Here is a 26,468-nt window from a genome sequence, read left to right on the forward strand (position 1 = left end):
TCCCCGGTCACCCGCGCAGCGTGACCGAGGGCGCCACCCCGTACTTGCGCTTGTAGGCCGCCGCGAACCGGCCGGTATGGGTGATGCCCCACTTCAGAGCCACATCGGTCACCGACAGTTCCGTCGCGTCGCCCACCGCGAGTTCCTCGTGGATGCGCTCGAGGCGCAGGTCGAGCAGGTAATCGCGCGGGCAGACCCCGAGATACTCGCGGAAGCCCTCCTGCAGGCGCCGCACACTGACACCGGCCACCTCGGCCATCTCCGCGGTGGTCCACGCCGAGGCGGGATCCTCGTGCAACCGGTCGAGGACACGCTTGATGATGCGCGGACGCGCACCGCCGGTCGGATCCGCGTCCTCCGGCATGACCGCGAGGATGAACGAGGTCGTCAGAGCGCCCGACAGCTGCTCCGCGACGAGCGGATTCCGCCAGAGTGATTCGTCCGCTTTGAGCTGTTCCACGACCGAGCGCAACAGTGTCATCCAGCTCTGCCCCGCCTGCGTCGTCAGATCCACCCGGTCCGGAAGCTGCAGGTCGGGGCGGGCGAGGATGCGCGACATCTCGCGCTGCAGATAGTCGCGCTCGAGCTTGATCCCCACGATCTCGCAGTCGTTCGTCCACTTCTGCTCCGGAGCTGCGATGTCGGGACGGAAGACCGCGGCCTGCCCGACCTCCGAGATCACCCCGTTGCCGGCGGCAATCCGTCCGGAGAGCGGGATGTTCACCGCGTACGCCCTGGGATGCTCGCTTCGGATCGATACGGCCGCACCCCAGCCGATGCGCGCGAGACGGATCGGCCCGAGCGGCAATGTGCGGAGCCGGAGCGAGGGCGCGACGTCGTCGAGAGGAGTCAGTTCGTGCTCGAAATAGGCATTCGAGACAACCTCTTCCACCTCTTCCCAATCGACCGGCCCCGGAGTCGGCTCCATTGCCATCGGCTCCTCACCTTCATTTTCTGCTCGTCGTCGGCGCCCCGACCTGCGCATCCGTATGGTTCGAGCGCGTGCGATCCAGTGTGATGCGGAACACGGTCCCAGGCAAACAGGGCCCTTCGGCCCACTCATCGCGCTAGGTGGATAGTGACCGCGCTCACTGGATCGCACAAGTTCCACGGCGTCCATATGGTCTGTGTCACATCGAATCGAAGTCCATCCCAACTCGCACCGGACAGGAGGACGCAGACATGGATCAGCGCACACTCCGCAACATCTTCGGACAGTTCGCCAGCGGCGTTACCGTCATCACCTGCGCGAACAGCGACGGAGAGCCCCACGGCGCGACCGTCACCGCCTTCACCGCCGTCTCGCTCGAACCCCGCCTCTGCCAGGTCACCCTGACCCGCACGTCCAAGGCCTGCCGGTTCCTGTCCGACGCGCCGTTCGCAGTCAACATCCTCGCCGCCGACCAGGTCGACACCGCACTGCACTTCGCGGGACGCCCCCAGTCGCCCGAACCGGTCTGGGAGCAGGGCCCCACCGCCCCGATTCTCGCCGGCACCGCCGCGACACTGTCGTGCACGCCCTGGCGCGAGTACGACGGTGGCGACCACGTCATCTACATCGGCGAGATCGTCGACGCCACCTTCGACGAGATGGCCGACCCGCTCCTGTTCTACCGCAGCACTTTCCACGATCTCGGCGCCCCGAGCACATCCACCGCGTGGAACGGCTCGCTGGACGACCCGCACAGCGGATGGTTCGACTCCCAGACCCGCTTCGTGCCGTTCGAACTCGCCCCGGCCCGACTCTGAGTCCCGGCCCCGCGCCCGAGACACAGCCCCCCCGAACCCCTCTTCATCCCCACCGGACAAGGAGAAACTCCATGACCACCACCGAGCCCCGGCCCACGGAAACCGTCGACCGCTCCAAGGTCAACGTCGCCGCAGACCATCCGGCCAACCAGCAGAAGAACTTCGCCTCCCGCCCGATGACCGGCGACGAGTACATCGCCTCCATCGACGACGGCCGCGAGATCTACCTGCACGGTGAGCGAGTCAAGGACTTCACCAACCATCCGGCCTTCCGCAACTCCATCCGGATGACGGCGCGCCTCTACGACGCCCTCCACACCGGTGAGCACGTCAACACCCTCACGACCCCCACCGACACCGGCAACGGCGGCGTCACCATGCCGTTCTTCCGCACCCCGAAGTCCGCCGACGACCTGCGCGCCGACCGCGACGCCATCGCCGCCTGGGCCCGCATGACCTACGGCTGGATGGGCCGCAGCCCCGACTACAAGGCCTCCTTCCTCGGCACCCTCGGTGCGAACGACGAGTTCTACTCCCCCTTCCAGGACAACGCGAAGCGCTGGTACCGCGAGTCGCAGGAGAAGGTCCTGTACTGGAACCACGCGATCATCAACCCGCCGGTCGACCGCTCGCTGCCGCCGGACCAGGTCGGCGACGTGTTCATGAAGGTCGAGAAGGAGACCGACGCCGGCCTCATCGTCTCCGGCGCCAAGGTCGTCGCCACCGGTTCGGCGATCACCAACTACAACTTCATCGCCCACTACGGTCTGCCGATCAAGAAGAAGGAATTCGCGCTGATCTGCACGGTGCCGATGGACGCACCCGGCATCAAGCTCATCTCGCGCGCCTCCTACTCGCAGAACGCCAACGTCGCCGGCTCCCCGTTCGACTATCCGCTGTCCTCGCGACTGGACGAGAACGACGCGATCTTCATCTTCGACAAGGTCCTCGTGCCCTGGGAGAACGTCTTCATGTACGGGGACGTCGACAAGATCAACAACTTCCTCGGTGGTTCCGGCTTCCTCCAGCGCTTCACCCTGCAGGGCTGCACGCGACTCGCGGTCAAGCTCGACTTCATCGCCGGTCTGCTCATGAAGGCCCTCGACGCCACCGGCGCCGGCGGATTCCGCGGAGTACAGACCCGCGTCGGTGAGGTCATCGGATGGCGCAACCTGTTCTGGTCGCTCTCCGACGCCATGGTCAACAACCCCGAGCAGTGGATCGACGGCACCGTCATCCCCAAGCTCGAATACGGCCTCACCTACCGCATGTTCGCGATGCAGGGCTACCCGCGCATCAAGGAGATCATCGAGCAGGACGTCGCCTCGGGCCTGATCTACCTGCCCTCCTCCGCCGCCGACTTCAAGAACCCCGACGTGCGCCCGTACCTCGACAAGTACGTTCGCGGTTCGGACGGCATCCAGGCCGTCGATCGCGTGAAGGTCATGAAGGCACTGTGGGATTCGATCGGCTCCGAGTTCGGTGGCCGCCACGAACTCTACGAGCGGAACTACGCCGGCAATCACGAGAACGTCAAGGCCGAGCTCCTCTTCGCCGCCGAGGGTCGCGGTGACGTCGCCTCCATGAAGGGCTTTGCGGAGCAGTTCATGAGCGAGTACGACCTCGACGGCTGGACCGTGCCCGACATGATCGGCAACTCCGACGTCAGCGCGTTCTACAAGTAACCGACTCCCGCGCGCGGGCGGATGATCTCCGTTCCCCCTGCCCGCCCGCGCGCGGCCCCCAACCTCCACCCCACCGCGAAGGAGCGTCCGAGATGACCACGACCGCTTCGAACTCCGTGTCCCATCCCCCTGCACCGGAATTCGACGCAGTGGTCCTCGGACGCTCCTTCGCCTCCCAGCGGGTCGCCGCACGGTTGCGCGACGAACTGCGGTTGGCGGTCCACGAGATCGGCACCGCGAACGTCGTCCGCTACGACGACATCGAACATCGATGGGAGATCCTCATCGGCGGCACCGTCGTCGGCCGAGCGAAGTTCGTCGTCGACGGACACGGCGGGCTCACACTGCACGGCCGAGAGGGCACCACGCTCGATCGTGGCGCCCTGACCATCCACGGATTCCCGAACCTGTTCCGCCCCATCGCCGGTACACGCACGGACCCCGTCGGGTACACGGTGTCCTGCATCGACTACATGCGCAGCAACGGTTTGGACTACGTCGAGCGGCGACTGCGGACGCCGGTCGCGGACGACGACTTCCCCGAGTTGTCGTTCGATCGGCCCACACCGATCCTCTGGTTCGGCTGAGCAGTTCGGGGAGGACCCACGAGCGGGTGACGACCATGAGGTCGTCACCCGCTCGCGTGCATCTGTATCCGCATGCGCTCAACCCCTCAGGATCTCCGTGGGGGTGACGCCGTACCGCTTCCGGAAGGCGGCGGCGAAACGCCCCGGATGGCTGAAACCCCACCTAAAAGCTACATCTGCCACCGTGATTCCCCCCGCAGCGAGATCCGCGTGGGCGCGATCGAGCCGGATGTCGCGCAGACACGCGGACGGACTGCTGCCCACGTACTCGGAGAACGCCTCCTGCAACCTGCGCACACTGGTTCCGGCGATCTCCGCCATGTCGGCTGCCGTCCAGACACGACCCGGATCCTCCTGCAGAGCGTTCAACACCCGCCGGACCATGCCCGGGCGGGGTGCCGGTGACATTTCGTCGGCCGGCGCGACCGCCAGGACGAAGGCCGTGGTGACCGCACCGCCGAGCTGGGCCGACACGAGAGGATTCGTGAGCACCCGGGTCGGCCCGGCGAGCTGCTCGCTCAGCGATGCCACGAGACGGTGCCATTCCTGCGCCGACCCCCGCAGATCGAGGCGGTCGGGAAGTTCGAGGCGCGACCGCAACGGACCACCGAGAATGCGGTCCGCTTCGCGTTCGAGATGATCTCGATCGAACTTGATTCCGAGGACCGAACATTCGGCGTCCCACCGTGTGATGAGCGACGGGGTGTCCGCGCGGAAGACCGTCGCCGAGCCGGGTTCGGAGACGACGGTGCCCGAGCGCCCCTGCGATTCGAGCCGCCCGCTCAGCGGTATGTTCACCTCGTAGGCGCCCGGATAATCGCATTCGATCGCGACGTCGGCTCCCCAGCTCATCCGACCGATCGTGACACCTCCGAGATCGGCCGAGACCAATTCGAGCTCAGGACGATCCACCTTTCCGAGGTCCGTCAACCGGTGCGGGAAGTACACGTCCGCCACGACGCGCGAGGCGTCGTCCCAGTCCTCGATCTCGGGCACACTCACGCCTTCGAGACTAACCGCTGCCGAGACCTGGATCACATAGTCGCGTGATTCGTCCAGGGACCGCGCAATGTGCATCGACCGGCCCGTCGGCCGACTCGTATGGTCCTGGCCACGTCAACAACGGCCCGGCCGTCGCCGGACGGCTCCCGACCCGGAGGTACACCGATGACCAGCACTCTTTCGTGGCTCGACGAGATCACCATGGAAGAACTCGAGCGCAATCCGTACCCGGTCTACGAGCGCTTGCGCGCCGAAGCTCCGATCGCCTTCGTGCCCGTCCTCGGCGCCTACGTGGCGTCCACGACCGAAGCGTGCCGTGCGGTCGCGGCCGGCGACGACTTCGACGGCATCATCACCCCCGCCGGTGGCCGCACCTTCGGTCATCCCGCGATCATCGGCGTCAACGGCGACATCCACCGCGACCTGCGGTCGATGGTCGAACCCGCCCTCCAGCCCGCCGAGGTGGACCGCTGGATCGAGGATCTCGTCCGTCCGATCGCACGACGCTACGTCGAGGCGTTCGAAGCCGACGGCAAAGCCGATCTCGTAGCCCAGTTCTGCGAGCCGGTGAGTGTGCGGTCGCTCGGAGATCTCCTCGGACTGAAGGACGTCAGTTCGGACAAACTGCGCGAATGGTTCCACAAACTGTCGGATTCGTTCACCAACGCAGCGATGGACGAGGACGGAAACTTTCTGAACCAGGAACGTTTCGACGAGGGCGACCGCGCCAAGGAGGAGATCCGTTCCGTCGTCGACCCGCTGATCGACCACTGGATCGAGCATCCCGACGACAGCGCCATCTCGCACTGGCTGCACGACGGGATGCCCGAAGGGCAGACGCGGGACCGCGACTACATCTACCCGACGCTGTACGTCTTCCTCCTCGGCGCCATGCAGGAACCGGGACACGCCATGAGTTCCACCCTGGCAGGCCTGTTCACCCGCCCCGAACAGTTCGAAGCCGTGGTGGACGAACCGGGACTCATCCCCCGCGCGATCGCCGAAGGGATGCGCTGGACCTCCCCGATCTGGTCCGGCACCGCACGTATCGCCAAGCGCGACACCGTCGTATCGGGAATCGAGATCAGCGAAGGGTCGGTGGTCATGCTGTCCTACGGGTCGGCGAACCACGACATCGACGTGTTCGACGCCCCCAGCCGCTACGACCTGACCCGCCCGCCACTCCCCCACCTCGCCTTCGGTGCCGGCAAGCATGCCTGCGCGGGAATCTACTTCGCGAACAACGTGAGCCGCATCGGTCTCGAAGAACTGCTCGAGACCATCCCCAATCTCGAGCGGGACACCTCCGAGGACGTCGAATTCTGGGGTTGGGGTTTCCGCGGCCCGAAGACCCTGCACGCGCGGTGGGAGATCTGACCATGTCGTACACACTGACCGCGGGCACCGGCGTCGTTCCCTGCGAACCCGGCCGGACGGTGCTGGAAGCGTTCCTGCGCAACGGCAACTGGATGCCCAACTCCTGCAACCAGGGCACCTGCGGCACCTGTAAGATCAAGGTCCTCGACGGCGAACTCGATCATCGGAACTCGCCGGAGGAGACGCTCACCGCCGACGAACTCGCGGCCGGATTCGTCCTCGCATGCCAGGCCACCCCGCGCGGCGACGTCGTCTTCGAGACCCCCGCAACGGAGGAATCCGCCGGCACGCATGTGCTGCGCGACGTCGTCGCCACCGTCGCCGAGGTGCGCGACATCGCCACCGACACGCGCAAGGTGTTGCTCACCGCCGACGAACCGCTCGAGTTCTCGGCCGGGCAGTACGTGGAGGTGACGGTTCCCGGGACCGAGATCCGCCGGCAGTATTCGCTCGCGAATCCGCCCTCCGAGGCCAAGCAGTTCGAACTGCACATCCGCCGGCAACCCGGTGGAGTCGCGAGCGAATGGGTCTTCGAGCGCATCGAGGTGGGTGAACGCGTGGCCGTCACCGGCCCGTACGGCGACTTCACCTTCGATCCGGAGGGCACCGGCCCGATCGTCCTGCTCGGCGGTGGGACGGGCCTCGCCCCGCTCGAGGCCATCGTCCGGCAGGCGCTCTCCCTCGTCCCCGACCGGCAGATCCTGCTCTACCACGGGGTCCGTACCTGCGCGGACCTGTACGACGTCGACTTCCTCCGCGAACTGGAGACCCGCCATCCCGGCTTCCGCTACACCACCTGTGTGAGCAGGGAGAGCGGCGGAGACCGCGAGGGTTACGTCACCGATGCCTTCCTCGAGGACGTGGCGTCCGCGAAGGAGTTCACCGGCTACATCTGCGGATCGGAGGCGTTCGTGGAGGCATCGGTGAAGGCGTTCAAGCGTCGCCGCATGTCACCGCGGCGCATCCGGCGCGAACGGTTCACCCCGGCCGGCTGAACACCCTCTCTTCGTACCGCTCCTGCATCCCGTTTCTCCGCATCATGGTGCACGGAAGGCGGCCGCATACATTCGGGATGTGTGCGACCGCCTTCCGGGGAGACGGGTCTGCAGGTTGCCGTGATCCGCTACTTGATCGCGAACCCCCGATAACCGTGTGCCGCGACGTCGTCACAGATCTCCCGATAGGTGTTGAGCCCACCGACGTACGACATGATCACCTGGGGCTTCCCGGGCACGTTCGCACCCGTGTACCACGAGTTCCCTTCCGGGTACAGGGTCTGAGCGGCGAGCTCGTTGTTGAGCTGCGTCCACTCGTCGGTGCTCGGCTCCAGTGCTTCGAACCGACGCGCGCCGCTCTCCTCGAGATAGGTGATGCACTCACCCACCCATTCCACGTGCTGCTCGATCGCGCACACCACGTTCGTGAGCACGTTCGGGCTACCGGGACCGGTGAGCATGAACATGTTGGGGAAACCGTCCACAGCGATCCCGAGATAGGTCACCGGGCCGTCCTGCCATTTCTCGTTCAGCGTCTGTCCACCGACACCCCGGATGTCCATCTTCAGCAATGGGCCCGTGATGGCGTCGAAACCGGTGGCGAGCACGACGGCATCGAGCTCGTGTTCGATTCCCCCGGTGCGGATTCCCTTCTCGGTGAACTCCTCGAGTGGCGCCTCGCACAGGTTCACCAGTTGCACGTTGTCCCGGTTGTAGGTCTGGAAGTAGTTCGTGTCCAGCGTTATCCGCTTCGCTCCGAGCGGGTACGTGCGTGGGGACAATTGTTCCGCCAGCTCGGGATCCTGCACGGCCGCTCGGATCTTGCTGCGGAAGAACTCCGCGATCGTCTCGTTCGCTTCCCGATTGCTGAACAGATCCGGGTAGGCCTGGATCAGGTCGATTGCGCGATGCCGTTTCCAGCGCTCCTCGTAGACCGCCCATCTCTCCTCATGGGTGTGATCGAGGGCGCTGACCTCGAGGGTGTCGGTGAACTGTCCCGACGGCGTGGTCTTGGAGATCGCCTTGAAGGTCTCGATGTTCTCCTTGAACTCCTGTCGTTCCGCGTCGGTGAGCGGCCGATTGCCGCAGTCGAGGCTGAATGCGGGTGTCCGTTGGAACACGGTGAGTTTCGCGGCTTGCTCGGCGACGAGAGGAATGACCTGGACCCCCGAGGATCCGGTGCCGATGACCCCGACCTTCTTCCCGGTGAAGTCGACGCCACCCTCCGGCCAGTCTGCGGTGTGGTAGGTGGCTCCGCCGAACTTCTCGAGGCCCGGGAAATCGGGGGTCTGCGAGGTGGACAAGCAGCCCACCGCGGTGACGAAGTACTTGGCGACCACGGCGTCGCCGGCATCGGTGGCGACGGTCCATCTGTCGGTGTGGTCGTCGTAGTATGCCGATTCCACTCGTGTGCGGAAGCGGAAGTGCTTCTCGACGTCGAGTTCATCGGCGACGAACTCGAGGTAACGCAGGATCTCCGGTTGTGACGGGTACCGTTCGGACCAGTCCCACTTCTCGATCAACTGCGGCGAGAAGGTGTAGGCGTATTCCATGCTGATGCAATCGCATCTGGCACCCGGATAGCGGTTCCAGAACCAGGTGCCCCCGACACCGTCCGCCGCTTCGAAGGCTGCGACGGTCAACCCCATCTCGGTCAGGCGGTGGACCATGTAGATTCCGGAGAATCCGGCACCGACGACGACTGCATCGAACTCCGCGGAGTTCTCGACCGGGCTCATGCGCGCGCCTCCTCACCGGAAGCGGCGGCAGCGATCGGCTTGCCGTCGAGCAGATCGTTCACCGCATCCACGACGTAGTCCATGCCGTCCTTCGCCCCCGGCAGCACGTTGACGAACTGGAAGAATCCGTGCATCTGACCGTCGAAGACCCTCTCGCGCACGGGAACACCCGACTCGGCGAGCTTGCGAGCGTAGGCACGCCCTTCATCGTGCAGCACATCGTGTTCCGCTACCAGCACGGCCGCCGGGGCCACTCCGGCCAGGGATTGCGCCTTGAGCGGGGCTGCATCCCAGCGTGCACGATCATTCGCGTCAGGAACGTACAGATCCCAGAACCATTTCATCGATGTGGCCGTGAGCATGAGTTCGTTGGCGGGATCGCGGTAGCTGGTGCTGTCGAAGTTGTCGTCCGTGACGGGGTACACGAGCACCTGCAGGTCGATTCTCGGTCCGGCCTCTCGCACGGTTCGCTGGGCGAGCACGGCGGAGAGGTTGCCGCCCGCACTGTCGCCGGCGACGACGAGCGGGCCGTCCGCTGCCGCGTAGTTGCCACTGTTCTCGGCTGCCCACTCCAGTACCGCCCACGAATCCTCTGCCGCGGCGGGGAACGTGTGTTCGGGAGCGAGTCGGTAGTCGACGATCGCCACGGCACAATCGGTGCGCTCGGCGAGCTGGCGACCGAGGGTGTCGTAACCGTCGAGACCGCCCACCACCCAACCACCGCCGTGCAGATACACGATGAAGCCGCGGGGAGCATCGGACGGCACCAGCACCCGCACCGGGACCTGGTAGCCGTTCGTCGACGGCACGGTGATGTTCTCGACACGCGCCATCTCGGGTCCCTCGCCGACGAGTTCGATGAACCCGTCGCTCATTTCACGGGCTTCCTGTGGTGTCATCTCGTGAAGTGCGGGCCCTCCGGCCTCTGCCATCTGGGCGAGGAAGGCGGTGGTTGCGGAATCCAGTGCCATGGGTACTCCTTCGACGGAAACTGTGGCGTATTCGGAACGTGTGGCGCGTAGGGGAACGAACAACAGAAGGTCGACGAAACAGTCGTCGTCAGTGATCCAGATCACCTTAACCATAATTATGATTAGGGGCAATGGGCGTATAGGTCTACCCCGGATGCTAATTCATGAATATGATTGTCTTGATTGATCGGCTCACCAGAGTAGCTCCAGCACCACAAGGAAGGCATCGATATGACCACCGGAAACCAGGACGCCACACTGCAGAGTCCGATCGACACCATCGTGTCGGACCGCGCCTTCCTCGAATGCCCGCGATGGCACGACGACCGCGTCTGGGTCTCGGATCTGTATCGCCACGAGGTGATTTCGATCGGATCCGACGGGGACGTGAGGGTGGAAGCGACACTTCCCGGCGACGAACCGTCCGGACTCGGCTGGCTTCCCGACGGCCGATTGCTCATCACGGCGATGGAATCCGGCCGGATCATGCGACGCGAACAGGACGGTGAGATCGTCGTACACGCGGATCTGTCCTCTGTGGCGACAGGCAAACTCAACGACATGGTCGTCGCTGCCGACGGTACCGCCTACGTGGGAAGCTTCGGATTCGAGTTCAAGCGCGACACCCCCATCCGCCCTGCGAACCTCGTCCGAGTCTCACCCGACGGGACCTTCACCGTGGAGGCGGACGACCTGCTCTTCCCGAACGGCATGGTGATCACTCCCGACAACACGCTCGTGGTTGCGGAATCCATGGGGAACCGCCTGACCGCCTTCGACATCGGATCCGATGGCTCGCTGTCGAATCAGCGCACGTGGGCAAGCTTCGGCCCGGAACTGCCACGCGACTCCGTCAAGGCAGCCATGAGCGCTGCTGCCGTCGCCCCCGATGGCATCGGTCTCGACAGCAGCGGTGCGGTCTGGGTAGCGGACGCCCTCAACCGTCGTGTCGTCCGAGTCGTCGAGGGCGGCCGGATCATCGACGAGGTCCGCTTCCCCACCGGCGTCTTCGCCTGCATTCTCGGCGGCCACGACGGCGACACGCTGTACGCCTGCGCCGCACCGAATTCCTCGGAAGCGGCACGACGCCATACCCGAGATGCGAGCCTGCTCGCCACGCGCGTCGACGCCACCCACGCTGGGCGGCCCTGAGGTCGGCACCTGAACACCGAACACCGACGACAGGGTGTCCTCCGCGATCGAGTCGCGGAGGACACCCTCTCCGTTGCGGGCATCAGTACGGCTGGTATTCGACCTCTCCCGCAGGAAGATCGATCATCCGATCGACCGAGATAGTCTTCCTGTCGATGAGGAGGGTTCCTTCACGCTCGATGTAGACATCCGCATACCGGCCGTAGATCCGTTGATTCGAACCCGGAGCACACACCGTCGCCTCGAAGTACGCATCGACGTGCACACGTCCGTCCTCACCCTGTGCGACACGCACGTTCGAGATCGCGTGACGCGAGAACTCCACCGGAGAGTCGACGAACGCGCGGTACACCGCGATGAACTCCTCGGCGCCGAAGTCCGACTTCCCGTTCTGCTCGATCACCACATCGTCGGTGATCAATCCCCGAAGGCCGGCCAGATCACCGGTATCCACGGCCGCGGCATAGTCGTACAGCAGCCTCTCGGCCCGATGACCGATTTCGACGGAAATCGACTGCATCACAAGGTCCCTTCCCGTAACTCGAGTGACACCCGAATCAGAATTCCTGGATCAGCTTGGTTTCGAAGAAGGCGTCGAACCCCTCGACGCCGCCCTCCCGGCCGAGCCCGGACTGCTTGTAGCCTCCGAAGGGCTGGACCACGCACATGGCATAGCCGTTGACCGAGATCTGGCCCGTTCGCACCCGGCGCGCAACGCTGTCGGCCAAGGCGCGATCCTTCGCATACACCGCACCGGACAATCCGTAGTCGGAATCGTTGGCGATCGCGATCGCCTCGTCGATCGAATCGAACGGGATCACGACCAGCACAGGACCGAAGATCTCTTCCTGGGCGATGCGCATGTCGTTGCGAACGTCGGCGAACAATGTCGGCTCGACGTACCAACCGCGATCGAGGTGAGCAGGCCTGCCCCCGCCGACGACGAGCCGAGCACCCTCTTCCTTACCTACCTCGATGTACTCGAGAACCCGTTTCTGCTGCCGTTGCGCTGCGAGAGGCCCGATGAACGTGTCGGGGTCCCGCGGGTCGCCGACCTTGACGCTCTTCATGACCTCCTCGATCGCCGCAACCACTTCGTCCTGGCGATCACGGGGTACGAGCACTCGGGTCAGAGCCGCACAGACCTGACCCGAATGACCGATACCCCCGAAGACCATGCCCGGCAGGAACGAGTCGAGTTCGATGTCGTCGGCGATGATCGCAGCCGACTTACCACCGAGCTCCAGGGTTACGCGCTTGATCTTCTCGGCAGCTCTGGTCATGACCGTTCGGCCGGCGACGGTACTCCCCGTGAAGCTGATCTTGTCGACGTCGGGATGACCGACGAGATAGTCCCCGACCTCGCGTCCGGCAGGCAATACGCTGATGACCCCTTCGGGGAGGCCGGCAGCCTCGAGGGCCTCGGCGAGCATCATCGTCGTCACCGGCCCTTCGGGAGCCGGCTTGAGGATCACGGTGCACCCCGCCGCGAGAGCCGGTGAGATCTTCAACGACGCCGTTGCCACAGGCCCGTTCCACGGAACGACCACGGCGACGACGCCGATCGGTTCGCGCACGACCTTGCCGCGACCATCCTTCCAGGTGCGTTCCTCCTCGAAGACGAAGCGCTCGTGGAAGGTTGCCGCGTCGTCCCACATGTCGACCGCGTTCTGATGGAAGAGCGTGGAGATGGCCGCCGGGCCACCCAGCTCCAGTGTGAAGGCTTCGGCCATGGCGGGGATCCGCTTCTTCACTTCGTCCCCGACTCGTACGAGGATCTCGGCGCGTTCGGCCGGGGTCATCCTGGGCCACGGCCCCTCGTCGAATGCCTTTCGCGCTGCCGCGACGGCCCGGTCCATGTCGGCCTCACGCGCTTCCGGGACCGACGCGATCACTTCTTCGGTGATGGGCGAGATCACGTCGATGACGGCATCGCTCGACGGCTCCACCCAGGAGCCCCCGATGAACAGTTTGTCGTAGCTCTTCAACCGGATCGGAATTGCTGTGGTCATGTTCGTTCCTCACTCGGCCGTGCGCGGGCGCGGCTGTTCGATGATTGACGAGGTGTTACGAGGAATGCAGAGACATCGTGTGCACAGGGGCGTCCAGATCTCCGATCGCATCGGGGTCCACGACGGCACCCCGATCGATCGCCATGCGCGCCTGCACCATATGACGTGGAGAATCGACGCTCAGATGTGCGGTCAGCCTGGACGAGTCGTCGATCCATGCCGCAGCCCATCTGCCGTCCCCGCCCTCCCGGAAGACGATCCGATCGGATGGGTCGCGGTGCCCCACGAATTGGATCTTGTGCCCGAACTGATCGCTCCAGAAGTACGGGACGGGATCGAAGACGAGTCCGCGATCCGGGCGGAGCAAGGCCGCAGCGATGGTTGCCGGCGCCGTGCGGGCATCGTCCCAGTGCTGTCCGACGATGCGGCTGCGGTAACGCGGCGACCATCGTGCCGCGACGTCGCCGACCGCGAACACCGCCGGGTCGGCGGTACGGAGTCGCTCGTCGACCACCACTCCCCGATCGATATCGAGACCGGATCCGACGAGCCAGGCGACGTCCGGCCTGACACCGATGCCGGTGACGACGAGGTCGGATTCGACGAGCGAACCGTCCGCGAGTACCGGTCCGGCCTCGGTGACTTCCGCAACCGAGACGCCGCAGCGCATGTCGACGTGCTCCCACCACGGCAGCATCCGGTGGGCGACATCGGGGCCGAGCGGTTGATGCAACGGCGCCGGAGCCGATTCGAGGACTGTCACCGAACATCCGAGATCATGTGCAGTGGTTGCTATTTCGGCGTTGATCCAACCGGCTCCGACGAGCGTCAACCGGATCCCGGGCCGGAGGGCGGCACGCAGTACGTCGGCATCGGCTGCCGTGCGCAGTACGTGCTGCCGTCCGGATCCGGGAAGGATAACCGGCGCGGCTCCGGTGGCGACGACCAGAGCGTCGTAGGGATGTTCCCCCGAGTCGGTGAACACGACGCGCCGGTCGCGGTCCATGCCCGTCGCCCGCACTCCGAGACGGAGGTCGACGCCCAGGGCGTCGTAGTCGACATCGAAAGTCGTGTCGCGACGTTCCGTGAGGGCGACCTTACTCAAAGGCGGACGATCGTAGGGCGGTGTCCCTTCGCTGCAGAGCATTTCGATCTCGCCGTCGAACCCTTCGGCGCGCAATGCTTCACACGTTCGCGACCCGGCCAGGCCACCCCCGACGATCAGAATACGTCTGCCGACGAACACGTCCGTCCCCTGTCTTTCGGCCGGCCGATCAGGCCGGTGTGATAGCGACCGTTCCGGTGGAATCGGGGGTCAGTAGAGCGTGTAGTCGGTCAGAACGCGGGGTCCCGGGGTGTACGTGGCGGGGATCCGCTGCCAGCCCATGTTGGTGCCCTGGTGCGGATACCGTTCGAGTGCGGAGAAGTCGACCTCGTAGTCGGGCATCCTCTCCAGGATCTGGCTGATCAGGGTCTTGGACATGTACCGCCCGAGATGCGAACCTGCACAACGGTGTACACCGATACCGAATGCCGTGTGCCGGTTGGGCCAGCGATCGATGTCGATCTCGTCGGGGTTGTCGAACAACTTCTCGTCGCGGTTGGCCGAGGACCACGACAACAGGACACGGTCGCCCTTGTGCATCGGGCAGCCCTGGAATTCGACGTCCTTCGTGACGGTGCGAGCGAGGGCCTGCGTCGGGGAGAAGTAGCGCAGGAACTCTTCGACGGCATGATCCATCAGGCCCGGATCGTCGATGAGCCGCTGCCGTACGGACGGATGCTCGGCAAGCCAGACCAGCGCCTGGCTCACCAGCGACGCCGTGGTACCCACCCCGCCGGCGAGAAGCAGGTCGACGATCGAGTACATCTCGAAGTCGTCGAGACGCCGGCCGTCGACTTCCTGCTGGACGAGATAGCTGATGATGTCGTCCGTGGGGTTCTCGCGGCGCGCGCGAATGGTTTCGCGCATGCGTTCTCCCAGATAAGGGAATTCGACTTCCATCGCGTGCTTGTAGTCGTCGCTACCCGGGATACCGGCGAGAGCCTGGTGGTGTGCGTGGGAATAGCGTTTCCAGTCGGCGAGGTCGAGGCCCAGCCAATCCACGGTGACGATGGACGGGACGGCGATCACCGACGTGAGATCACATCGGCCGTCCTCGATGACACTGTCGATGAAGCCGGCCGTGTGCCGGTCGACGAGCGCCTTCATACGTTCGACCGCTGCCGGGGCAGTGATCGGGTTGACGATCTTGCGGTACTTGCGGAACTCCGGGGGATCGAGCTCGATCGGGATGTGGAAGTGCATCGGCGTCTTCGGAATGACGACCGAAAGTCCCTCTCCTCCATACTCGGTACGAGCGGAGGAGAACGTCTCGTCGTCACGCGCAGCTTCGAAGACCGACTCGTAGTCGGTCAGCACCCAGTAGCCTCCGTGGGCTTCGGTCCATGCGACACGTTCGTTCTGACGCACCTTCCGGTACGACGCCACGGGATCCGCGGAATGTTCTTGCGAGTTGTGGTCGAAGTCGACGACAGGGCAACGGTTGCGATTTTCCATCGCGTGGACCCTCCTGCTCAGAATCAGGCATCTCCTGCTAATGGTTATAACGGATGTTATAGTAGTCTGGATCACATTGCCAGCCCCAACCCATCCAATCAAGGGGTCGACGAGTTGGCATCTCCAAGTGTCCGAATGATGAGAGGAGCAACTCATGAAGGTTGTCGTCGACGAGAACCACTGCCAGGGTCACGGCCTGTGCTTCATGACATCCCCCCAGGTCTTCGCTCTGCGTGACGAGGACGGCCATGCCTACGTCCTGCCCGGTGGCGATGATCCCGCCAACGAGCACGCCGCTCGCGAGGCAGCGGCCTCGTGCCCCGAACGGGCCATCTCGGTCGTCACCGAGTGATCCGGTCCCCCTCCGACGAGAACCGGGAAGGAACCCCAACAGGTTCCTTCCCGGTCGCATGTGCATCCTTGTCGACGCATTCTCGACGTCGGAACATGCTCAACCCAACGCCCGATCCCACTGGATGACCTGCTCGAACAACTCCGGATACTTCCTCTCGGCATACCGCCTGTAGGCGTCGATGTGCTCACGCATGTATCGCTCCGAACCCTCGGCGTCCCTACTCGCAAGGCACTCGTAGATCTGCGTATGAGCGACGATGATCGCCTCCCGACGATGCGGCGGATAGTCCATCCCGATGGCCGTGCCGTCCATGATCCCCAGCAGGGAATCCACCAGGTAACCGAACAGCGGGTTGCCCGACGACCATGCGATCAGGTCGTGGAAGGTCTTGTTCGCTTCGAGAAACTCACCCTGATCGCTCAGTGAACCGTGCATCCGGTCGACGGTCTCCTTCAGACGGATCAGTGTCTCGTCCGAGACGCGTGCGGCCGCAAGCCGGCTGATCATGGGTTCGAGTGCCGTTCTGGCCTCGACGACCACCTTGAACGGCGCGTCGTTGAGCTGCATGAGCAGAATGAGCGAACTCGCGAGGTGCGAAGCATCAGGATCGAGCAGCACCGGACCTCCCCGAGGGCCCGGTTTCAACGCGATCACTCCCTGGAACTCCAGCAGCCTCAGGGCTTCGCGGAGAGTGCCTCGTCCGATTCCGTATTTCTCGAGCATGACGCGCTCGGGAGGGAGCAGATCGTCGGCCACCAGATTCTCCCGGCCGGCATCCTTGATGATCTGCTGCGCCACCACCATCGCGGCCTTCGGCGCCCGACTCGTGATCATTGCGACTCCTGTCAGAACCGCGCAGGTCCGGAACGACCGACGCAGGACCCCCACTTCCGTCACTTGTCGACGAAATGATGCTAACCATTATAACGTGTAAGGAAAGGCGGTCGGGGAGGTTCGTCCGGGCCCCCACCTCGTCCGTCCTCAGCGACTGCCACATCCGGCTCGGACACCCGAACCAAGGAGTTTCGATGTCCACATCCACCACCACGAGCGTCGTGCTCGAATCGCTCGATTCGAGCTTGTGGATACGTCTCAATCGCCCCGAACGTCGCAACGCATTCGATCCGGAGATGTGCGCGACGATCGTCGATGCCCTGCACGACGCCAACAGCTACCGATCGGTCGTCATCACCGGCTCCGGCGGGAGCTTCTGCGCCGGCGGTTCCCTGGGCCAACTGAGCGAACCCACCGTTCCCGAGATGCGTAAGCTCTACCGCTCGTCACTGGCATTGTTCGATGCGATCCGGTCCTGCCCTCGACCGGTCGTCGCCGCCGTCAACGGCGCAGCGGCTGGGGGCGGCAACGAACTGGTGGTCGCCTGCGACCTCGCAGTCGCCGCCCGATCGGCGACCTTCGGGCAGACCGGCCCCCGGGTCGGGAGCTCGCCCGTCTCGGGCGCGACGAACGTCATGGGGGTCCAGATCGGCGAGAAACGCGCCAAGGAACTGTCGATGCTGTGCCGTCGGTATCCGGCCGAGCGCGCCTACGAGATGGGATTGGTCAACGAAGTCGTCGACGACGACGCCCTCGAACAGCATGTGCGTGCACTGTGTCGGGAATTCGAGGCGCTGAGCCCCCGCTACCTGGAGATCACCAAGATCAGTTCGAACATCTGGTGGAACTCCGCGCGGGATTCGTTCAGCACCGGGCTGGGCATGTTGGTCCAGGCGATCGGCAGCGAGGATATGACCGAAGGGGCACGAGCGTTTCTCGACAAGAGAAAGCCACAGTTTCCTTTGCCAGAATAGTGGGCATCCCACAAATCCTGAGTATGAATGTGCACAATTGGGTGCACAATGAGTACAGTGCACACTCCGTAACGGACAGTCCCCTGTTCGTGACGGAGCACGGCGGAGAGCATCTTCGTCAGGAGAGATCTCCGCGTCGACCGAGACCGGAGAGGGTACGAAGCTAGAGGAGGCTCCGTGGCAATGCCGAGAGGCCCGAAGACGTCACTCGTCGTCGCGCAGCAGATCGTTCGGGACACCGCCCGGAAAGGCCTCCGCCCCGGCGATCTTCTCCCTCCCGAGAAGGCGATGCTCGAGGAGTACCAGATCGGTCGCGGCACGCTCCGCGAAGGATTGCGTCTGCTCGAGTTCCAGGGAATGCTCACGTTCAAACCCGGCCCGAAGGGCGGGCCGGTGCTGCTGGATCCCGACGCCTCGCATCTCGCCAGCACGATCATCCTGCTCATGCAGCTGCAGAACGCTTCGCTCAACACCATCGTCGAGGCTCGCACCGCCCTCGAACCCGTGGTGTGCCGCCTGGCGGCGGAACGCATCGGCGAGGACAAGCTCGTCGAACTCAAGGATTCCGTCGACCGGATGCAACAGTCGGTGGAAGCAGCCGACATCGACACCTTCCTCGAGACCAACAAGCAGTTCCACGACATCATCGCCTGGTCGACCGGCAACGCTCTGTTCGGATATCTGACCGATGCCCTGATGCGCATCACCGGGGGCACGGTGATGGGTATCGACCATCCCGCGTCGCTCCGCAAGACCACCCTCAAAGCGCATACTCAGATCTACGAAGCGCTGAACAACCACGACGCCGACCTCTCCGAGGATCGAATGCGCGATCACATCAAGGAATATGTGAAGTACGCCGAGCGGAAATTCCCCGAAGTGCTGAGCCAGGTACTGCCCTGGAATCAGGCACTCGGCGGCTGAGACCTCCACCCCTACGGGACCGACGGGCCCGCACCGGTACATCCGGTGCGGGCCCGCTCTTTTCGGCTCACCTGCTCCCGGCCTCGGTGACCGGATCACGACACACTCCGCATCACCGAGAATCTATTGCTTCTATTGATGCATATGGTTATGGTGATCACGATCACAGAATCCGGCGGATCGGTACCCCACCGACGCCACGCGAATCTTCCCCGTTCACCGTGAGGAGACGTCATGAAGACCATCGGAGCACTGCTGTGGGAACCCGGTACCAGATCCGGATGGAGCGTCGAGGAAATCGAGATCGATCCACCCAAGAGTCGTGAGGTACGCGTCAAACTCGCCGCCTCCGGTATCTGCCACAGTGACGATCACGTCGACACCGGCGACATTCCCCTGGACTGGGCGCCCATCATCGGCGGCCACGAAGGTGCCGGTGTCATCGAGGAACTCGGCCCGGACGTCACCGGTTTCGAGGTGGGCGATCACGTCGTCCTGTCCTTCCTGCCCTCGTGCGGCAACTGCCGTATGTGCACGATCGGCAAGTCCAACATGTGCGAACGCGGCGCCGGCGTTCTCGGCGGCTTCGCTCCCGACGGCACCCACCGCGTCCATGCCCGGGGTCAGGGTGTCGGACCGTTCTCCTATCTCGGCACCTTCTCCCCCTACGTGGTGGTGAACATCGACTCGTGCGTCAAGATCGACAAGGACATCCCACTCGACAAGGCCGCCCTCATCGGCTGCGGCGTGCCCACCGGCTGGGGATCGTCCGTCTACGCCGCAGACATCCAGCTCGGCGACACCGTCGTCGTCATCGGAACCGGCGGCGTCGGCATGAATGCCGTTCAGGGAGCACGCCACAAGGGCGCGAAGAACATCGTCACGATCGATCCGGTCGAATTCAAGCGCGACATGGCCAAGCACTTCGGCGCGACGCAGACCGTCGAGAACCTCGACCAGTGCCGTGATGTCGTCGACCAGCTCACCAACGGCCAGGGAGCGGATGTCGTCATCATCACCGTCGACATCGCCTACGGCCACCTTCTCAACCCGGCGCAGGAGATGACCCGTCGCGGAGGCACTCTGGTGCTCACCTCCGCAGCGCCCGTCACCCAGCGCGACGTTCCCTTCGACCTGTTCACCTTCGCCATGTCCGGCAAGCGACTACAGGGCACCCTGTACGGCACCACCACGGCGCGGCGCGACATCCCGCTGATCACGGACATGTACCGGCGAGGTGAGTTCAAGCTCGACGAATTGATCACCAAGACCTACAAGCTCGAAGACATCAACACCGCGTTCGCGGACATGCGCGAGGGCAAGAACATCCGAGGTGTCATCGTCTACGACGACTGATCCTCGTCCTCCGTTCGATCCGCTGCGCTGCGCTGCAAAGGATCCGACTCGAGCCGGAGCGGAGTGATACTCCGCTCCGGCTCTCCGCATGCCCTTCCCAGGAGTTCAGCAGATGACCACATCCGCCCGTACCGAACCGGATGCCACCGCACTGGCACGACTGATCGCGAAGGACGAGATCCGTGACCTCGCCGGCCGATACGCACTCGCCGTCGACGATCACGACATCGAATCGGTCCTGTCGATGTTCGTCGAGGACGGAGTGTTCGAAGTCGCCGGACGCCAACTCCGGGGGCACAACGAGATTCGTCCCTTCTATGTCGACAGCATGGATCGCTATCACACCATGCTGCACACTCCCGAGATCCATCTCGTCACGCTCGTGGACGACACGAACGCAACAGGGATCATGACCGGACACGCCGAACTCGCGGTACACGACACCCTGATGATGACGGCCTTCCGATATCACGACCGCTACGCCAGAACAGAGAACGGCTGGTTGTTCCAAAGACGCTCCGTATCGTTCATGTATGCGCTACCTTTCGAATCGATGAGCTCGAGTTTCCGTTCCACCAAACGGATTCGGTGGCCGCAAACCCGATACTCCGAAGCCGACTATCCCGAGTCGGCCTCCACCTGGAACACCTACCGTGGAACGGAATCTCCGGGTCCGCGTTGAAGGAGAACTCATGTCAGGACGGGTAGCAGGCAAGGTTGCATTCATCACCGGAGCGGCGCGTGGGCAGGGACGCAGCCACGCAATCCGGCTCGCAGAGGAGGGCGCCGACATCATCGCCCTCGACATAGCCGGCACCATCGACAGTGTCGAACGCTTCTATCCCAGCGCCACCGAGGAGGACTTCGCCGAGACGGTACGCGAGGTCGAGTCCCGCGGACGCAAGATCGTTGCCCGGACCGCAGACGTCCGAGACTTCGACGCCGTAGCGGCCGTGGTGCAGGAAGGCATCGCGCAGTTCGGCCGGATCGACACGGTCGTCGCCAACGCGGGCATCTTCCTGTTCGGCGAGCCCACCCATCTGGTCGCCGAAAGCGACTGGGACGACGTCCTCGACATCAATCTCAAGGGCGTCTGGCACACCTGCAAGGCAGTCACCCCGCAACTCGTCGAGCAGGGCAACGGCTCGATCATCATCACCAGCTCCTCGGCAGGCATCAAGGGCACTCCCAACGTCGCGCCCTACACCGCGAGCAAGCATGCCGTTGTGGGCCTGATGCGCACGCTGGCACTGGAACTCGGACCCCATGGCATCCGCGTCAACACCGTCCATCCCACCGGTGTGGCCACCGACATGATCCTCAACGAATCCTGCTTCCGCCTCTTCCTTCCCGACGAGGAGCACCCCACGAAGGAACAGGCGGCCCCCGTCTTCGCGACCACCAACGCCATCCCGGTCCCGTGGGTGGAGCCGATCGACATCTCCAACGCCGTCCTGTTCCTCGCCTCCGACGAAGCCCGTTACGTCACAGGCACCGAACTCAAGGTCGACGCCGGGTACACGACGCGATGACTGCGGCGGAGAAGAGGGACACCGCAGGCTCGCACGACATGCTCACCGATGTCGCACGTAACTGGCTCGAACAACTCGGGCAGATCCTGCGCCGGGGCGACACCGGCTCGTACGGGAAGGTGTTCGTTCCCGACGCATGGTGGCGCGACCTGCTGGCGTTCAGCGGAGACCTGCGCAGCCTCCACACAGCCGACACCATCGGGCGGATGATCGCGACCGCAGGAACCCTCGGGGTCTCCGACCTCGAACTCGATCTCCGAGTGCCGCCGGCACTGTCGCCCGGAGATACAACACCTCCCGTGCTCCAGATCCTGTTCGGACTCACCACCCGAGTGGGCCGCGTCCGCGCGGTCGCAAGGCTCACCCCGGGCGACGACGATATCTGGCGAGCAACCGCCCTGCTCACCGAGCTCGATACCCTGCACGGCCACGAACCGACAACCGGGCGTCGACGCCCGCACGGGACCTCCGAGTCCGGCGGGCGGACCGACGACCGGCACGCCGGAAGGGTACGTGAGACCTCCGCGACGGTCGACGAGCCGGAGGTCGTCGTCATCGGTGCCGGGCACTCGGGCCTCGGCCTCGCCGCGCACCTGAAGACACTCGGAGTGCGGGCGCTCGTCGTCGATCGGAACGCACGCATCGGCGACAACTGGCGCAACCGTTACGACTCACTCGTGCTGCACGACCCGGTGTGGGCGAACCACCTTCCGTTCCTTCCATTTCCGCCGACCTGGCCGGTCTTCACCCCGAAGGACAGGATGGGCGACTGGCTCGAGTTGTACGCCCGAGCCCTCGAGTTGAACGTGCGGACCGGTACCACGGTCGCATCGAGCACCTACGACGTCTCGACGGGAACGTGGGAACTCGACCTGGACAGCTGCGGACAGGTGCACACCGTGCGCCCCCGCCATGTCGTGCTCGCCACCGGCCTCAGCGGCACCGAACCTCTGGTCCCCGAATTCGAGGGCACCGACCTCTTCCGTGGGGAGATCCTGCACTCGGGACGGTACCGAACCGAACCGGCACGAGCCGGCACCTCGGTGGTCGTGATCGGCACCGGCAACAGCGGCCACGACATCGCGCAGGACCTGTACTTGTCGGGGGCGAATGTGACCCTGGTGCAACGCGGACCCACATACGTGGTGGGCGGCACCACGGTGGTCGACGTGATGCTCGAGCCCGCATACGGTGAGGACTCGCCTCCGACCGAGATCTCCGACCTCGTCGGAGCATCGTTCCCCCGATTCGACAGGTCGGCCTGTGAGGGACTGCGCGCGGCAGTGGCGCTCATGGCCGAGCGCGACCGTCCTCTGCTCGACGGCCTGACCACACGAGGATTCCGCCACAATCTCGGCGACGACGACATGGGCGCCATGAACCTGTTCCTCACTCGCAACGGCGGTTACTACATCGATGTGGGAGCGTCCCGGCTCATCGCCGACGGTGAGATCGAGCTGGTGGCCGGGACGATCGAACGGTTCACACCGGATGCTCTCCGGATGAGCGACGGCCGTCGGATTCCCGCCGATACGGTGGTCCTCGCCACCGGATTCCGCGGAATCCACGACACCGCACGGCGCGTCCTGGGTGATGCCGTAGCCGACAAGTGCGGGCCGGTATGGGGTCTCGACGACGAGGGAGAGATCCGTTCGGTGTGGCGTCGGTCGGGGCACGACGGTTTCTGGTTCAGCGGCGGCAATCTGACGATGGCTCGCGTCTACAACAAGTATCTGGCGCTCCAGATCAAGGCGGATCTCGAAGGAATCGAGTTTCCTTCCGTTCCCTGACTTTCCGAGAAGGAGTACATCATGTCTATCGACAACATCATCGGCGAGGACAGAGCCGGCGACATCGCCGAGATCACCCGAATCACCCACGTGTACGCCCGAGGACTCGATCGGTTCGATCCGAAGGAGACACTGTCCGCTTTCACCGTGGACGGCGTGTGGGATGCCGGTGCGGTCGGGCTGACCCGATACGAGGGTCACGAGCAACTACTCGACTTCTTCGAGCGTGATGCCGAATCCGTGGACAAGCAGTTCCACATCATCACCAACCACGTCATCGATTTCCAGGACGCGGACAACGCCACCGGTACCAATTATGTGTTCTCCGAGGCGGAGATGAAGAACGGTGCGGCGATCAAGGCGATCGCTCTCAACACCGATCGATACGTCCGGACCCCGGAGGGATGGAAGATCGCGGAGCGGGTCATCACTCCGTTGACCACTCCGCAGATGGACGGGTTCGACGCCTGAGAGCCGGGACCGAGCGGAGAGCGGCCGCGGGGCAACGATATCCGTATCGTTGCCCCGCCGCTGTACCGCGCTAGATTCCCTTGGTGATCTCGTAGAAATCGAACGAGACGCCTGCCTGTGCGAAGTTCTCGAGATCGGCAGCGCCCTTCTGTCCCTCGGGCGATGCCATGTCTTCGAGCATGGCTTCCTTGTTGTCCCAGTCGCAGACTGCGACGAGGAAATGCGGGGGTGTGGACCCGTCGGCGGTACTGCACACACCCCACTCGAAGTTCCGCAGGCCCTTCTGATCGAGGGCGAGCTTCGCATGGACGTTCCGGTAGTGGTCCAGGAACACGGCAGGATCCTCGGGGTGGTTGTAGGTTGCGACGAGTCGGTACACGATTCCTCCTGGAGCGGGCTTCGGCGAACGCCGAGCGAGTTGAGATCCGTTCGAGCCCGAGGTGATACGGACCCGAGTCGATATTCACGACCTGATTGATTATATCGATACGCATTGTTATTGTGGTGTCAATCACATGCCGGACAGTGCGGGTGTCACGACCCCTTCCGGTTCACGGTCCTCGCGCATCCGGGCTACCCGGAACAGGTCTCGATCTCCGCTGCACGCCTTCATGACCGACATCCAGGAAAGGCATCCAGATGACCTCTGCACCTGCAGCCACCGACCACTCCACCCCGATCGAGGTCGACGCGGTCGTGGTCGGAGCCGGCTTCTCCGGCCTCCACCTGCTGTGGAAGCTCCGCAAACACGGTTACACCACAATCGCATTCGACAAGGGCAAGGAAGTCGGCGGCACCTGGCACTGGAACCGCTATCCCGGCGCACGCTGCGACGTCGACAGCCACGACTACTCCTTCGGATTCGACGAGGAGCTCGAACAGGACTGGGAATGGACCGAGCGATATCCCTCCCAGCCCGAACTGCAGGCCTACCTCTCACACGTCGCCGACCGCTTCGACCTCCGTCGCGACATCCGACTCGAAACAGCGGTCACCGAAGCCCACTTCGATGAGAATGTGCAGAAGTGGATCGTGCGCACCGATTCCGGCGACACATGCATCGCAACGTTCTGCCTGATGGCGGTCGGGTGCCTGTCCGTCCCCAAGGACGTGGACGTACCGGGTCTCGAGGACTACACCGGCCCCATCCACCGCACCAGCTCCTGGCCCGAAGACGGAGTCGACTTCTCCGGGCTGAAAGTCGCTGCCGTCGGCACCGGCTCCTCGGGCGTGCAGGCCATCCCCGAGATCGCGAAGCAGGCCGGCCGGCTGACCGTGCTGCAACGCACCGCCAACTTCGTCATCCCCGCACGCAACCACGAACTCGATCCCGCATACGTCGCCGACATCAAGGCGAACTACCGCGAGCGACGCCGTCTCTCACGATCGCTGCCCGCCGGGTGCATACGGGACGACAATCCGAAGACCGCATTCGAGGTCAGCGACGAGGAACGTCGCGCCGAGTTCGAGAAGCGCTGGGAAGGCGGAGGAATCGCCTTTCTCGGCGCCTACTCCGACCTCATGGTCGATCAGAAGGCCAACGATGCTGTCTCGGACTTCATCCGTGCCAAGATCGACGAGATCGTCACCGACCCCGACACGGCCGACAGTCTCAAACCGTACGGTTACCCGATGGGCGCCAAACGCCCGGTCGTCGGCACCGACTGGTACGAGACGTTCAACCGCGACAACGTCGAACTCGTCGACCTTCGCAAGAGGCCTCTGGACCGCTTCACCGACAAGGGAATGCGACTGGCGGACGGGACCGAGTACGAGTTCGACGCCGTCGTCCTGGCCACCGGCTTCGATGCCTTCACCGGCGCCTTCACCTCCATGGACATTCGCGGCCGCGGCGGCCGCACACTGACGGAAGCATGGTCCGAGGGTCCGAAGACCCATCTGGGGCTGGGCACGGCCGGTTTCCCCAACATGTTCATCATCGCCAACGTCGGCAGCCCGTCCGTGCTCGCCAACATGGTCACCGCCATCGAACAGCACGTCGAGTGGACGATCGAGACGATGGACCACATGCGGGACAACGGCTTCACCACGATCGAAGCCACCGAGGACGCACAGGAGGCCTGGGTGCATACCGTCGAGGAGATCGCCGACACCACTCTGTGGCCGCAGGGACAGTCGGGCTCCTGGTACCGAGGTGCCAACATCGACGGCAAGCCGCAGATCTTCATGCCGTACGCCGGCGGCATCGTGCTCTACGAGGAGACCTGGAACGAAGTCCGGGACGCCGGATACAAGGGATTCGTCCTCCGACCCTGACACCGGTCCGATGCCGGGTGAGTGCCTGAGCACTCACCCGGCATCGTCGGTTGTGACGACATCCTCACTGCACCACGGACGGGCAGCGACCCCCTTCCTCCGTCGGTCACGGAAAGAAGGGGGCCG

At 64.3% G+C, this 26,468-nt stretch carries 25 protein-coding genes; 15 read left to right on the top strand and 10 right to left on the bottom strand.

Annotated elements, in window-relative coordinates:
• Nucleotides 1-7 precede the first annotated feature (7 nt).
• A complete protein-coding gene (locus U9J23_RS22840; RefSeq protein ID WP_085469910.1) occupies nt 8-928 on the bottom strand; it encodes an AraC family transcriptional regulator in 921 nt (306 codons plus the stop codon).
• Between the two features lie 254 nt (nt 929-1,182).
• Between U9J23_RS22840 and U9J23_RS22845 the strand changes: the two genes are divergently transcribed.
• The 3 genes from U9J23_RS22845 to U9J23_RS22855 all read left to right on the top strand — a co-directional run bounded on the left by U9J23_RS22845 (nt 1,183) and on the right by U9J23_RS22855 (nt 4,021).
• Nucleotides 1,183-1,749 (top strand): flavin reductase family protein, encoded by a 567-nt coding sequence (locus U9J23_RS22845; protein ID WP_085469911.1) that lies wholly within the window; start codon nt 1,183-1,185, stop codon nt 1,747-1,749.
• A 71-nt stretch (nt 1,750-1,820) separates the two neighbouring features.
• A complete protein-coding gene (locus U9J23_RS22850; RefSeq protein ID WP_059382681.1) occupies nt 1,821-3,434 on the top strand; it encodes a 4-hydroxyphenylacetate 3-hydroxylase family protein in 1,614 nt (537 codons plus the stop codon).
• Nucleotides 3,435-3,526: 92 nt separating this feature from the next.
• The gene (locus U9J23_RS22855; protein WP_059382680.1) at nt 3,527-4,021 is read left to right on the top strand and encodes a hypothetical protein; all 495 of its coding nucleotides are present in this window, start codon (nt 3,527-3,529) and stop codon (nt 4,019-4,021) included.
• A gap of 78 nt (nt 4,022-4,099) precedes the next feature.
• Here U9J23_RS22855 and U9J23_RS22860 read toward each other — a convergent pair whose 3' ends face one another.
• Entirely contained in the window at nt 4,100-5,023 is a 924-nt protein-coding gene (locus U9J23_RS22860; RefSeq protein ID WP_085470005.1) for an AraC family transcriptional regulator, read from the bottom strand.
• 165 nt (nt 5,024-5,188) lie between these two features.
• On the opposite strand from U9J23_RS22860, the gene U9J23_RS22865 reads away from it, so the two are divergent.
• Both U9J23_RS22865 and U9J23_RS22870 read left to right on the top strand, forming a co-directional pair.
• A complete protein-coding gene (locus U9J23_RS22865; protein ID WP_085469912.1) occupies nt 5,189-6,400 on the top strand; it encodes a cytochrome P450 in 1,212 nt (403 codons plus the stop codon).
• 2 nt (nt 6,401-6,402) lie between these two features.
• The gene (locus U9J23_RS22870) at nt 6,403-7,395 is read left to right on the top strand and encodes a 2Fe-2S iron-sulfur cluster-binding protein (RefSeq protein WP_272265969.1); all 993 of its coding nucleotides are present in this window, start codon (nt 6,403-6,405) and stop codon (nt 7,393-7,395) included.
• Between the two features lie 128 nt (nt 7,396-7,523).
• Here the strand turns inward: U9J23_RS22870 and U9J23_RS22875 are convergent, their stop codons facing one another.
• Together U9J23_RS22875 and U9J23_RS22880 are read right to left on the bottom strand one after the other, a co-directional pair.
• Entirely contained in the window at nt 7,524-9,134 is a 1,611-nt protein-coding gene (locus U9J23_RS22875; RefSeq protein WP_085469914.1) for a flavin-containing monooxygenase, read from the bottom strand.
• Nucleotides 9,131-10,105 carry an alpha/beta hydrolase gene (locus U9J23_RS22880; RefSeq protein ID WP_085469915.1) on the bottom strand — a complete coding sequence of 325 codons (975 nt, stop codon included), beginning with the start codon at nt 10,103-10,105 and terminating at the stop codon, nt 9,131-9,133. The genes U9J23_RS22875 and U9J23_RS22880 overlap by 4 nt, the downstream gene beginning before the upstream one ends.
• Nucleotides 10,106-10,336: 231 nt before the next feature.
• Here U9J23_RS22880 and U9J23_RS22885 point away from each other — a divergent pair, with 231 nt between their 5' ends.
• On the top strand, nt 10,337-11,257 hold the full coding sequence (locus U9J23_RS22885) for an SMP-30/gluconolactonase/LRE family protein (protein WP_272265971.1): 921 nt from the start codon (nt 10,337-10,339) through the stop codon (nt 11,255-11,257).
• 82 nt (nt 11,258-11,339) lie between these two features.
• On the opposite strand, the gene U9J23_RS22890 is transcribed toward U9J23_RS22885, so the two are convergent.
• From U9J23_RS22890 to U9J23_RS22905, 4 genes are all read right to left on the bottom strand, one after another.
• Nucleotides 11,340-11,777 carry a nuclear transport factor 2 family protein gene (locus U9J23_RS22890; protein ID WP_085470006.1) on the bottom strand — a complete coding sequence of 146 codons (438 nt, stop codon included), beginning with the start codon at nt 11,775-11,777 and terminating at the stop codon, nt 11,340-11,342.
• Between the two features lie 37 nt (nt 11,778-11,814).
• A complete protein-coding gene (locus U9J23_RS22895) occupies nt 11,815-13,269 on the bottom strand; it encodes an aldehyde dehydrogenase (protein ID WP_085469917.1) in 1,455 nt (484 codons plus the stop codon).
• 55 nt (nt 13,270-13,324) lie between these two features.
• Nucleotides 13,325-14,515, bottom strand: coding sequence for an NAD(P)/FAD-dependent oxidoreductase (locus tag U9J23_RS22900; protein ID WP_272265973.1), 1,191 nt, complete (start codon nt 14,513-14,515; stop codon nt 13,325-13,327).
• Nucleotides 14,516-14,584: 69 nt separating this feature from the next.
• On the bottom strand, nt 14,585-15,829 hold the full coding sequence (locus U9J23_RS22905) for a cytochrome P450 (RefSeq protein ID WP_026060933.1): 1,245 nt from the start codon (nt 15,827-15,829) through the stop codon (nt 14,585-14,587).
• 154 nt (nt 15,830-15,983) lie between these two features.
• Here U9J23_RS22905 and U9J23_RS22910 point away from each other — a divergent pair, with 154 nt between their 5' ends.
• Nucleotides 15,984-16,181, top strand: a complete 198-nt coding sequence (locus U9J23_RS22910; protein ID WP_016691150.1) for a ferredoxin — start codon at nt 15,984-15,986, stop codon at nt 16,179-16,181.
• Nucleotides 16,182-16,280: 99 nt separating this feature from the next.
• On the opposite strand, the gene U9J23_RS22915 is transcribed toward U9J23_RS22910, so the two are convergent.
• Nucleotides 16,281-17,018: a FadR/GntR family transcriptional regulator gene (locus tag U9J23_RS22915; RefSeq protein WP_016691149.1), complete on the bottom strand. Its 738-nt coding sequence runs from the start codon at nt 17,016-17,018 to the stop codon at nt 16,281-16,283.
• A 194-nt stretch (nt 17,019-17,212) separates the two neighbouring features.
• Here U9J23_RS22915 and U9J23_RS22920 point away from each other — a divergent pair, with 194 nt between their 5' ends.
• The 7 genes from U9J23_RS22920 to U9J23_RS22950 all read left to right on the top strand — a co-directional run bounded on the left by U9J23_RS22920 (nt 17,213) and on the right by U9J23_RS22950 (nt 24,065).
• A complete protein-coding gene (locus U9J23_RS22920) occupies nt 17,213-17,992 on the top strand; it encodes an enoyl-CoA hydratase/isomerase family protein (RefSeq protein ID WP_085469920.1) in 780 nt (259 codons plus the stop codon).
• A gap of 183 nt (nt 17,993-18,175) precedes the next feature.
• Complete coding sequence (locus tag U9J23_RS22925) at nt 18,176-18,916, top strand: FadR/GntR family transcriptional regulator (RefSeq protein ID WP_016691147.1); 741 nt, start codon at nt 18,176-18,178, stop codon at nt 18,914-18,916.
• A gap of 234 nt (nt 18,917-19,150) precedes the next feature.
• Nucleotides 19,151-20,272, top strand: a complete 1,122-nt coding sequence (locus U9J23_RS22930; RefSeq protein WP_085469921.1) for an NDMA-dependent alcohol dehydrogenase — start codon at nt 19,151-19,153, stop codon at nt 20,270-20,272.
• Nucleotides 20,273-20,384: 112 nt separating this feature from the next.
• Nucleotides 20,385-20,954: a nuclear transport factor 2 family protein gene (locus U9J23_RS22935; RefSeq protein WP_085469922.1), complete on the top strand. Its 570-nt coding sequence runs from the start codon at nt 20,385-20,387 to the stop codon at nt 20,952-20,954.
• 10 nt (nt 20,955-20,964) lie between these two features.
• A complete protein-coding gene (locus tag U9J23_RS22940; protein WP_016694436.1) occupies nt 20,965-21,804 on the top strand; it encodes a mycofactocin-coupled SDR family oxidoreductase in 840 nt (279 codons plus the stop codon).
• A 38-nt stretch (nt 21,805-21,842) separates the two neighbouring features.
• Entirely contained in the window at nt 21,843-23,594 is a 1,752-nt protein-coding gene (locus U9J23_RS22945; RefSeq protein ID WP_229579761.1) for a flavin-containing monooxygenase, read from the top strand.
• A gap of 21 nt (nt 23,595-23,615) precedes the next feature.
• Nucleotides 23,616-24,065, top strand: a complete 450-nt coding sequence (locus U9J23_RS22950; RefSeq protein WP_085469924.1) for a nuclear transport factor 2 family protein — start codon at nt 23,616-23,618, stop codon at nt 24,063-24,065.
• A 70-nt stretch (nt 24,066-24,135) separates the two neighbouring features.
• Here the strand turns inward: U9J23_RS22950 and U9J23_RS22955 are convergent, their stop codons facing one another.
• The gene (locus U9J23_RS22955) at nt 24,136-24,444 is read right to left on the bottom strand and encodes an EthD family reductase (protein WP_085469925.1); all 309 of its coding nucleotides are present in this window, start codon (nt 24,442-24,444) and stop codon (nt 24,136-24,138) included.
• Between the two features lie 260 nt (nt 24,445-24,704).
• Here U9J23_RS22955 and U9J23_RS22960 point away from each other — a divergent pair, with 260 nt between their 5' ends.
• Nucleotides 24,705-26,342 carry a flavin-containing monooxygenase gene (locus tag U9J23_RS22960; RefSeq protein WP_085469926.1) on the top strand — a complete coding sequence of 546 codons (1,638 nt, stop codon included), beginning with the start codon at nt 24,705-24,707 and terminating at the stop codon, nt 26,340-26,342.
• Nucleotides 26,343-26,468: the final 126 nt, after the last annotated feature.

The organism is Rhodococcus sp. PD04 (assembly GCF_035918275.1).
In the GTDB taxonomy this organism is placed as follows: Bacteria; Actinomycetota; Actinomycetes; order Mycobacteriales; family Mycobacteriaceae; genus Rhodococcus; species Rhodococcus rhodochrous.

Bases quoted from the DNA above. Each gene is read 5' to 3' on its own strand.
- U9J23_RS22940 (WP_016694436.1), top strand. From the start codon at position 20,965: ATGTCAGGACGGGTAGCAGGCAAGGTTGCATTCATCACCGGAGCGGCG.
- U9J23_RS22885 (WP_272265971.1), top strand. From the start codon at position 10,337: ATGACCACCGGAAACCAGGACGCCACACTGCAGAGTCCGATCGACACC.
- U9J23_RS22875 (WP_085469914.1), bottom strand. From the start codon at position 9,134: ATGAGCCCGGTCGAGAACTCCGCGGAGTTCGATGCAGTCGTCGTCGGT.
- U9J23_RS22845 (WP_085469911.1), top strand. From the start codon at position 1,183: ATGGATCAGCGCACACTCCGCAACATCTTCGGACAGTTCGCCAGCGGC.
- U9J23_RS22880 (WP_085469915.1), bottom strand. From the start codon at position 10,105: ATGGCACTGGATTCCGCAACCACCGCCTTCCTCGCCCAGATGGCAGAG.
- U9J23_RS22925 (WP_016691147.1), top strand. From the start codon at position 18,176: ATGCCGAGAGGCCCGAAGACGTCACTCGTCGTCGCGCAGCAGATCGTT.
- U9J23_RS22915 (WP_016691149.1), bottom strand. From the start codon at position 17,018: ATGATCACGAGTCGGGCGCCGAAGGCCGCGATGGTGGTGGCGCAGCAG.
- U9J23_RS22870 (WP_272265969.1), top strand. From the start codon at position 6,403: ATGTCGTACACACTGACCGCGGGCACCGGCGTCGTTCCCTGCGAACCC.
- U9J23_RS22910 (WP_016691150.1), top strand. From the start codon at position 15,984: ATGAAGGTTGTCGTCGACGAGAACCACTGCCAGGGTCACGGCCTGTGC.
- U9J23_RS22930 (WP_085469921.1), top strand. From the start codon at position 19,151: ATGAAGACCATCGGAGCACTGCTGTGGGAACCCGGTACCAGATCCGGA.
- U9J23_RS22905 (WP_026060933.1), bottom strand. From the start codon at position 15,829: ATGGAAAATCGCAACCGTTGCCCTGTCGTCGACTTCGACCACAACTCG.
- U9J23_RS22960 (WP_085469926.1), top strand. From the start codon at position 24,705: ATGACCTCTGCACCTGCAGCCACCGACCACTCCACCCCGATCGAGGTC.
- U9J23_RS22950 (WP_085469924.1), top strand. From the start codon at position 23,616: ATGTCTATCGACAACATCATCGGCGAGGACAGAGCCGGCGACATCGCC.
- U9J23_RS22855 (WP_059382680.1), top strand. From the start codon at position 3,527: ATGACCACGACCGCTTCGAACTCCGTGTCCCATCCCCCTGCACCGGAA.
- U9J23_RS22920 (WP_085469920.1), top strand. From the start codon at position 17,213: ATGTCCACATCCACCACCACGAGCGTCGTGCTCGAATCGCTCGATTCG.
- U9J23_RS22865 (WP_085469912.1), top strand. From the start codon at position 5,189: ATGACCAGCACTCTTTCGTGGCTCGACGAGATCACCATGGAAGAACTC.
- U9J23_RS22935 (WP_085469922.1), top strand. From the start codon at position 20,385: ATGACCACATCCGCCCGTACCGAACCGGATGCCACCGCACTGGCACGA.
- U9J23_RS22840 (WP_085469910.1), bottom strand. From the start codon at position 928: ATGGAGCCGACTCCGGGGCCGGTCGATTGGGAAGAGGTGGAAGAGGTT.
- U9J23_RS22890 (WP_085470006.1), bottom strand. From the start codon at position 11,777: ATGCAGTCGATTTCCGTCGAAATCGGTCATCGGGCCGAGAGGCTGCTG.
- U9J23_RS22895 (WP_085469917.1), bottom strand. From the start codon at position 13,269: ATGACCACAGCAATTCCGATCCGGTTGAAGAGCTACGACAAACTGTTC.
- U9J23_RS22850 (WP_059382681.1), top strand. From the start codon at position 1,821: ATGACCACCACCGAGCCCCGGCCCACGGAAACCGTCGACCGCTCCAAG.
- U9J23_RS22945 (WP_229579761.1), top strand. From the start codon at position 21,843: ATGCTCACCGATGTCGCACGTAACTGGCTCGAACAACTCGGGCAGATC.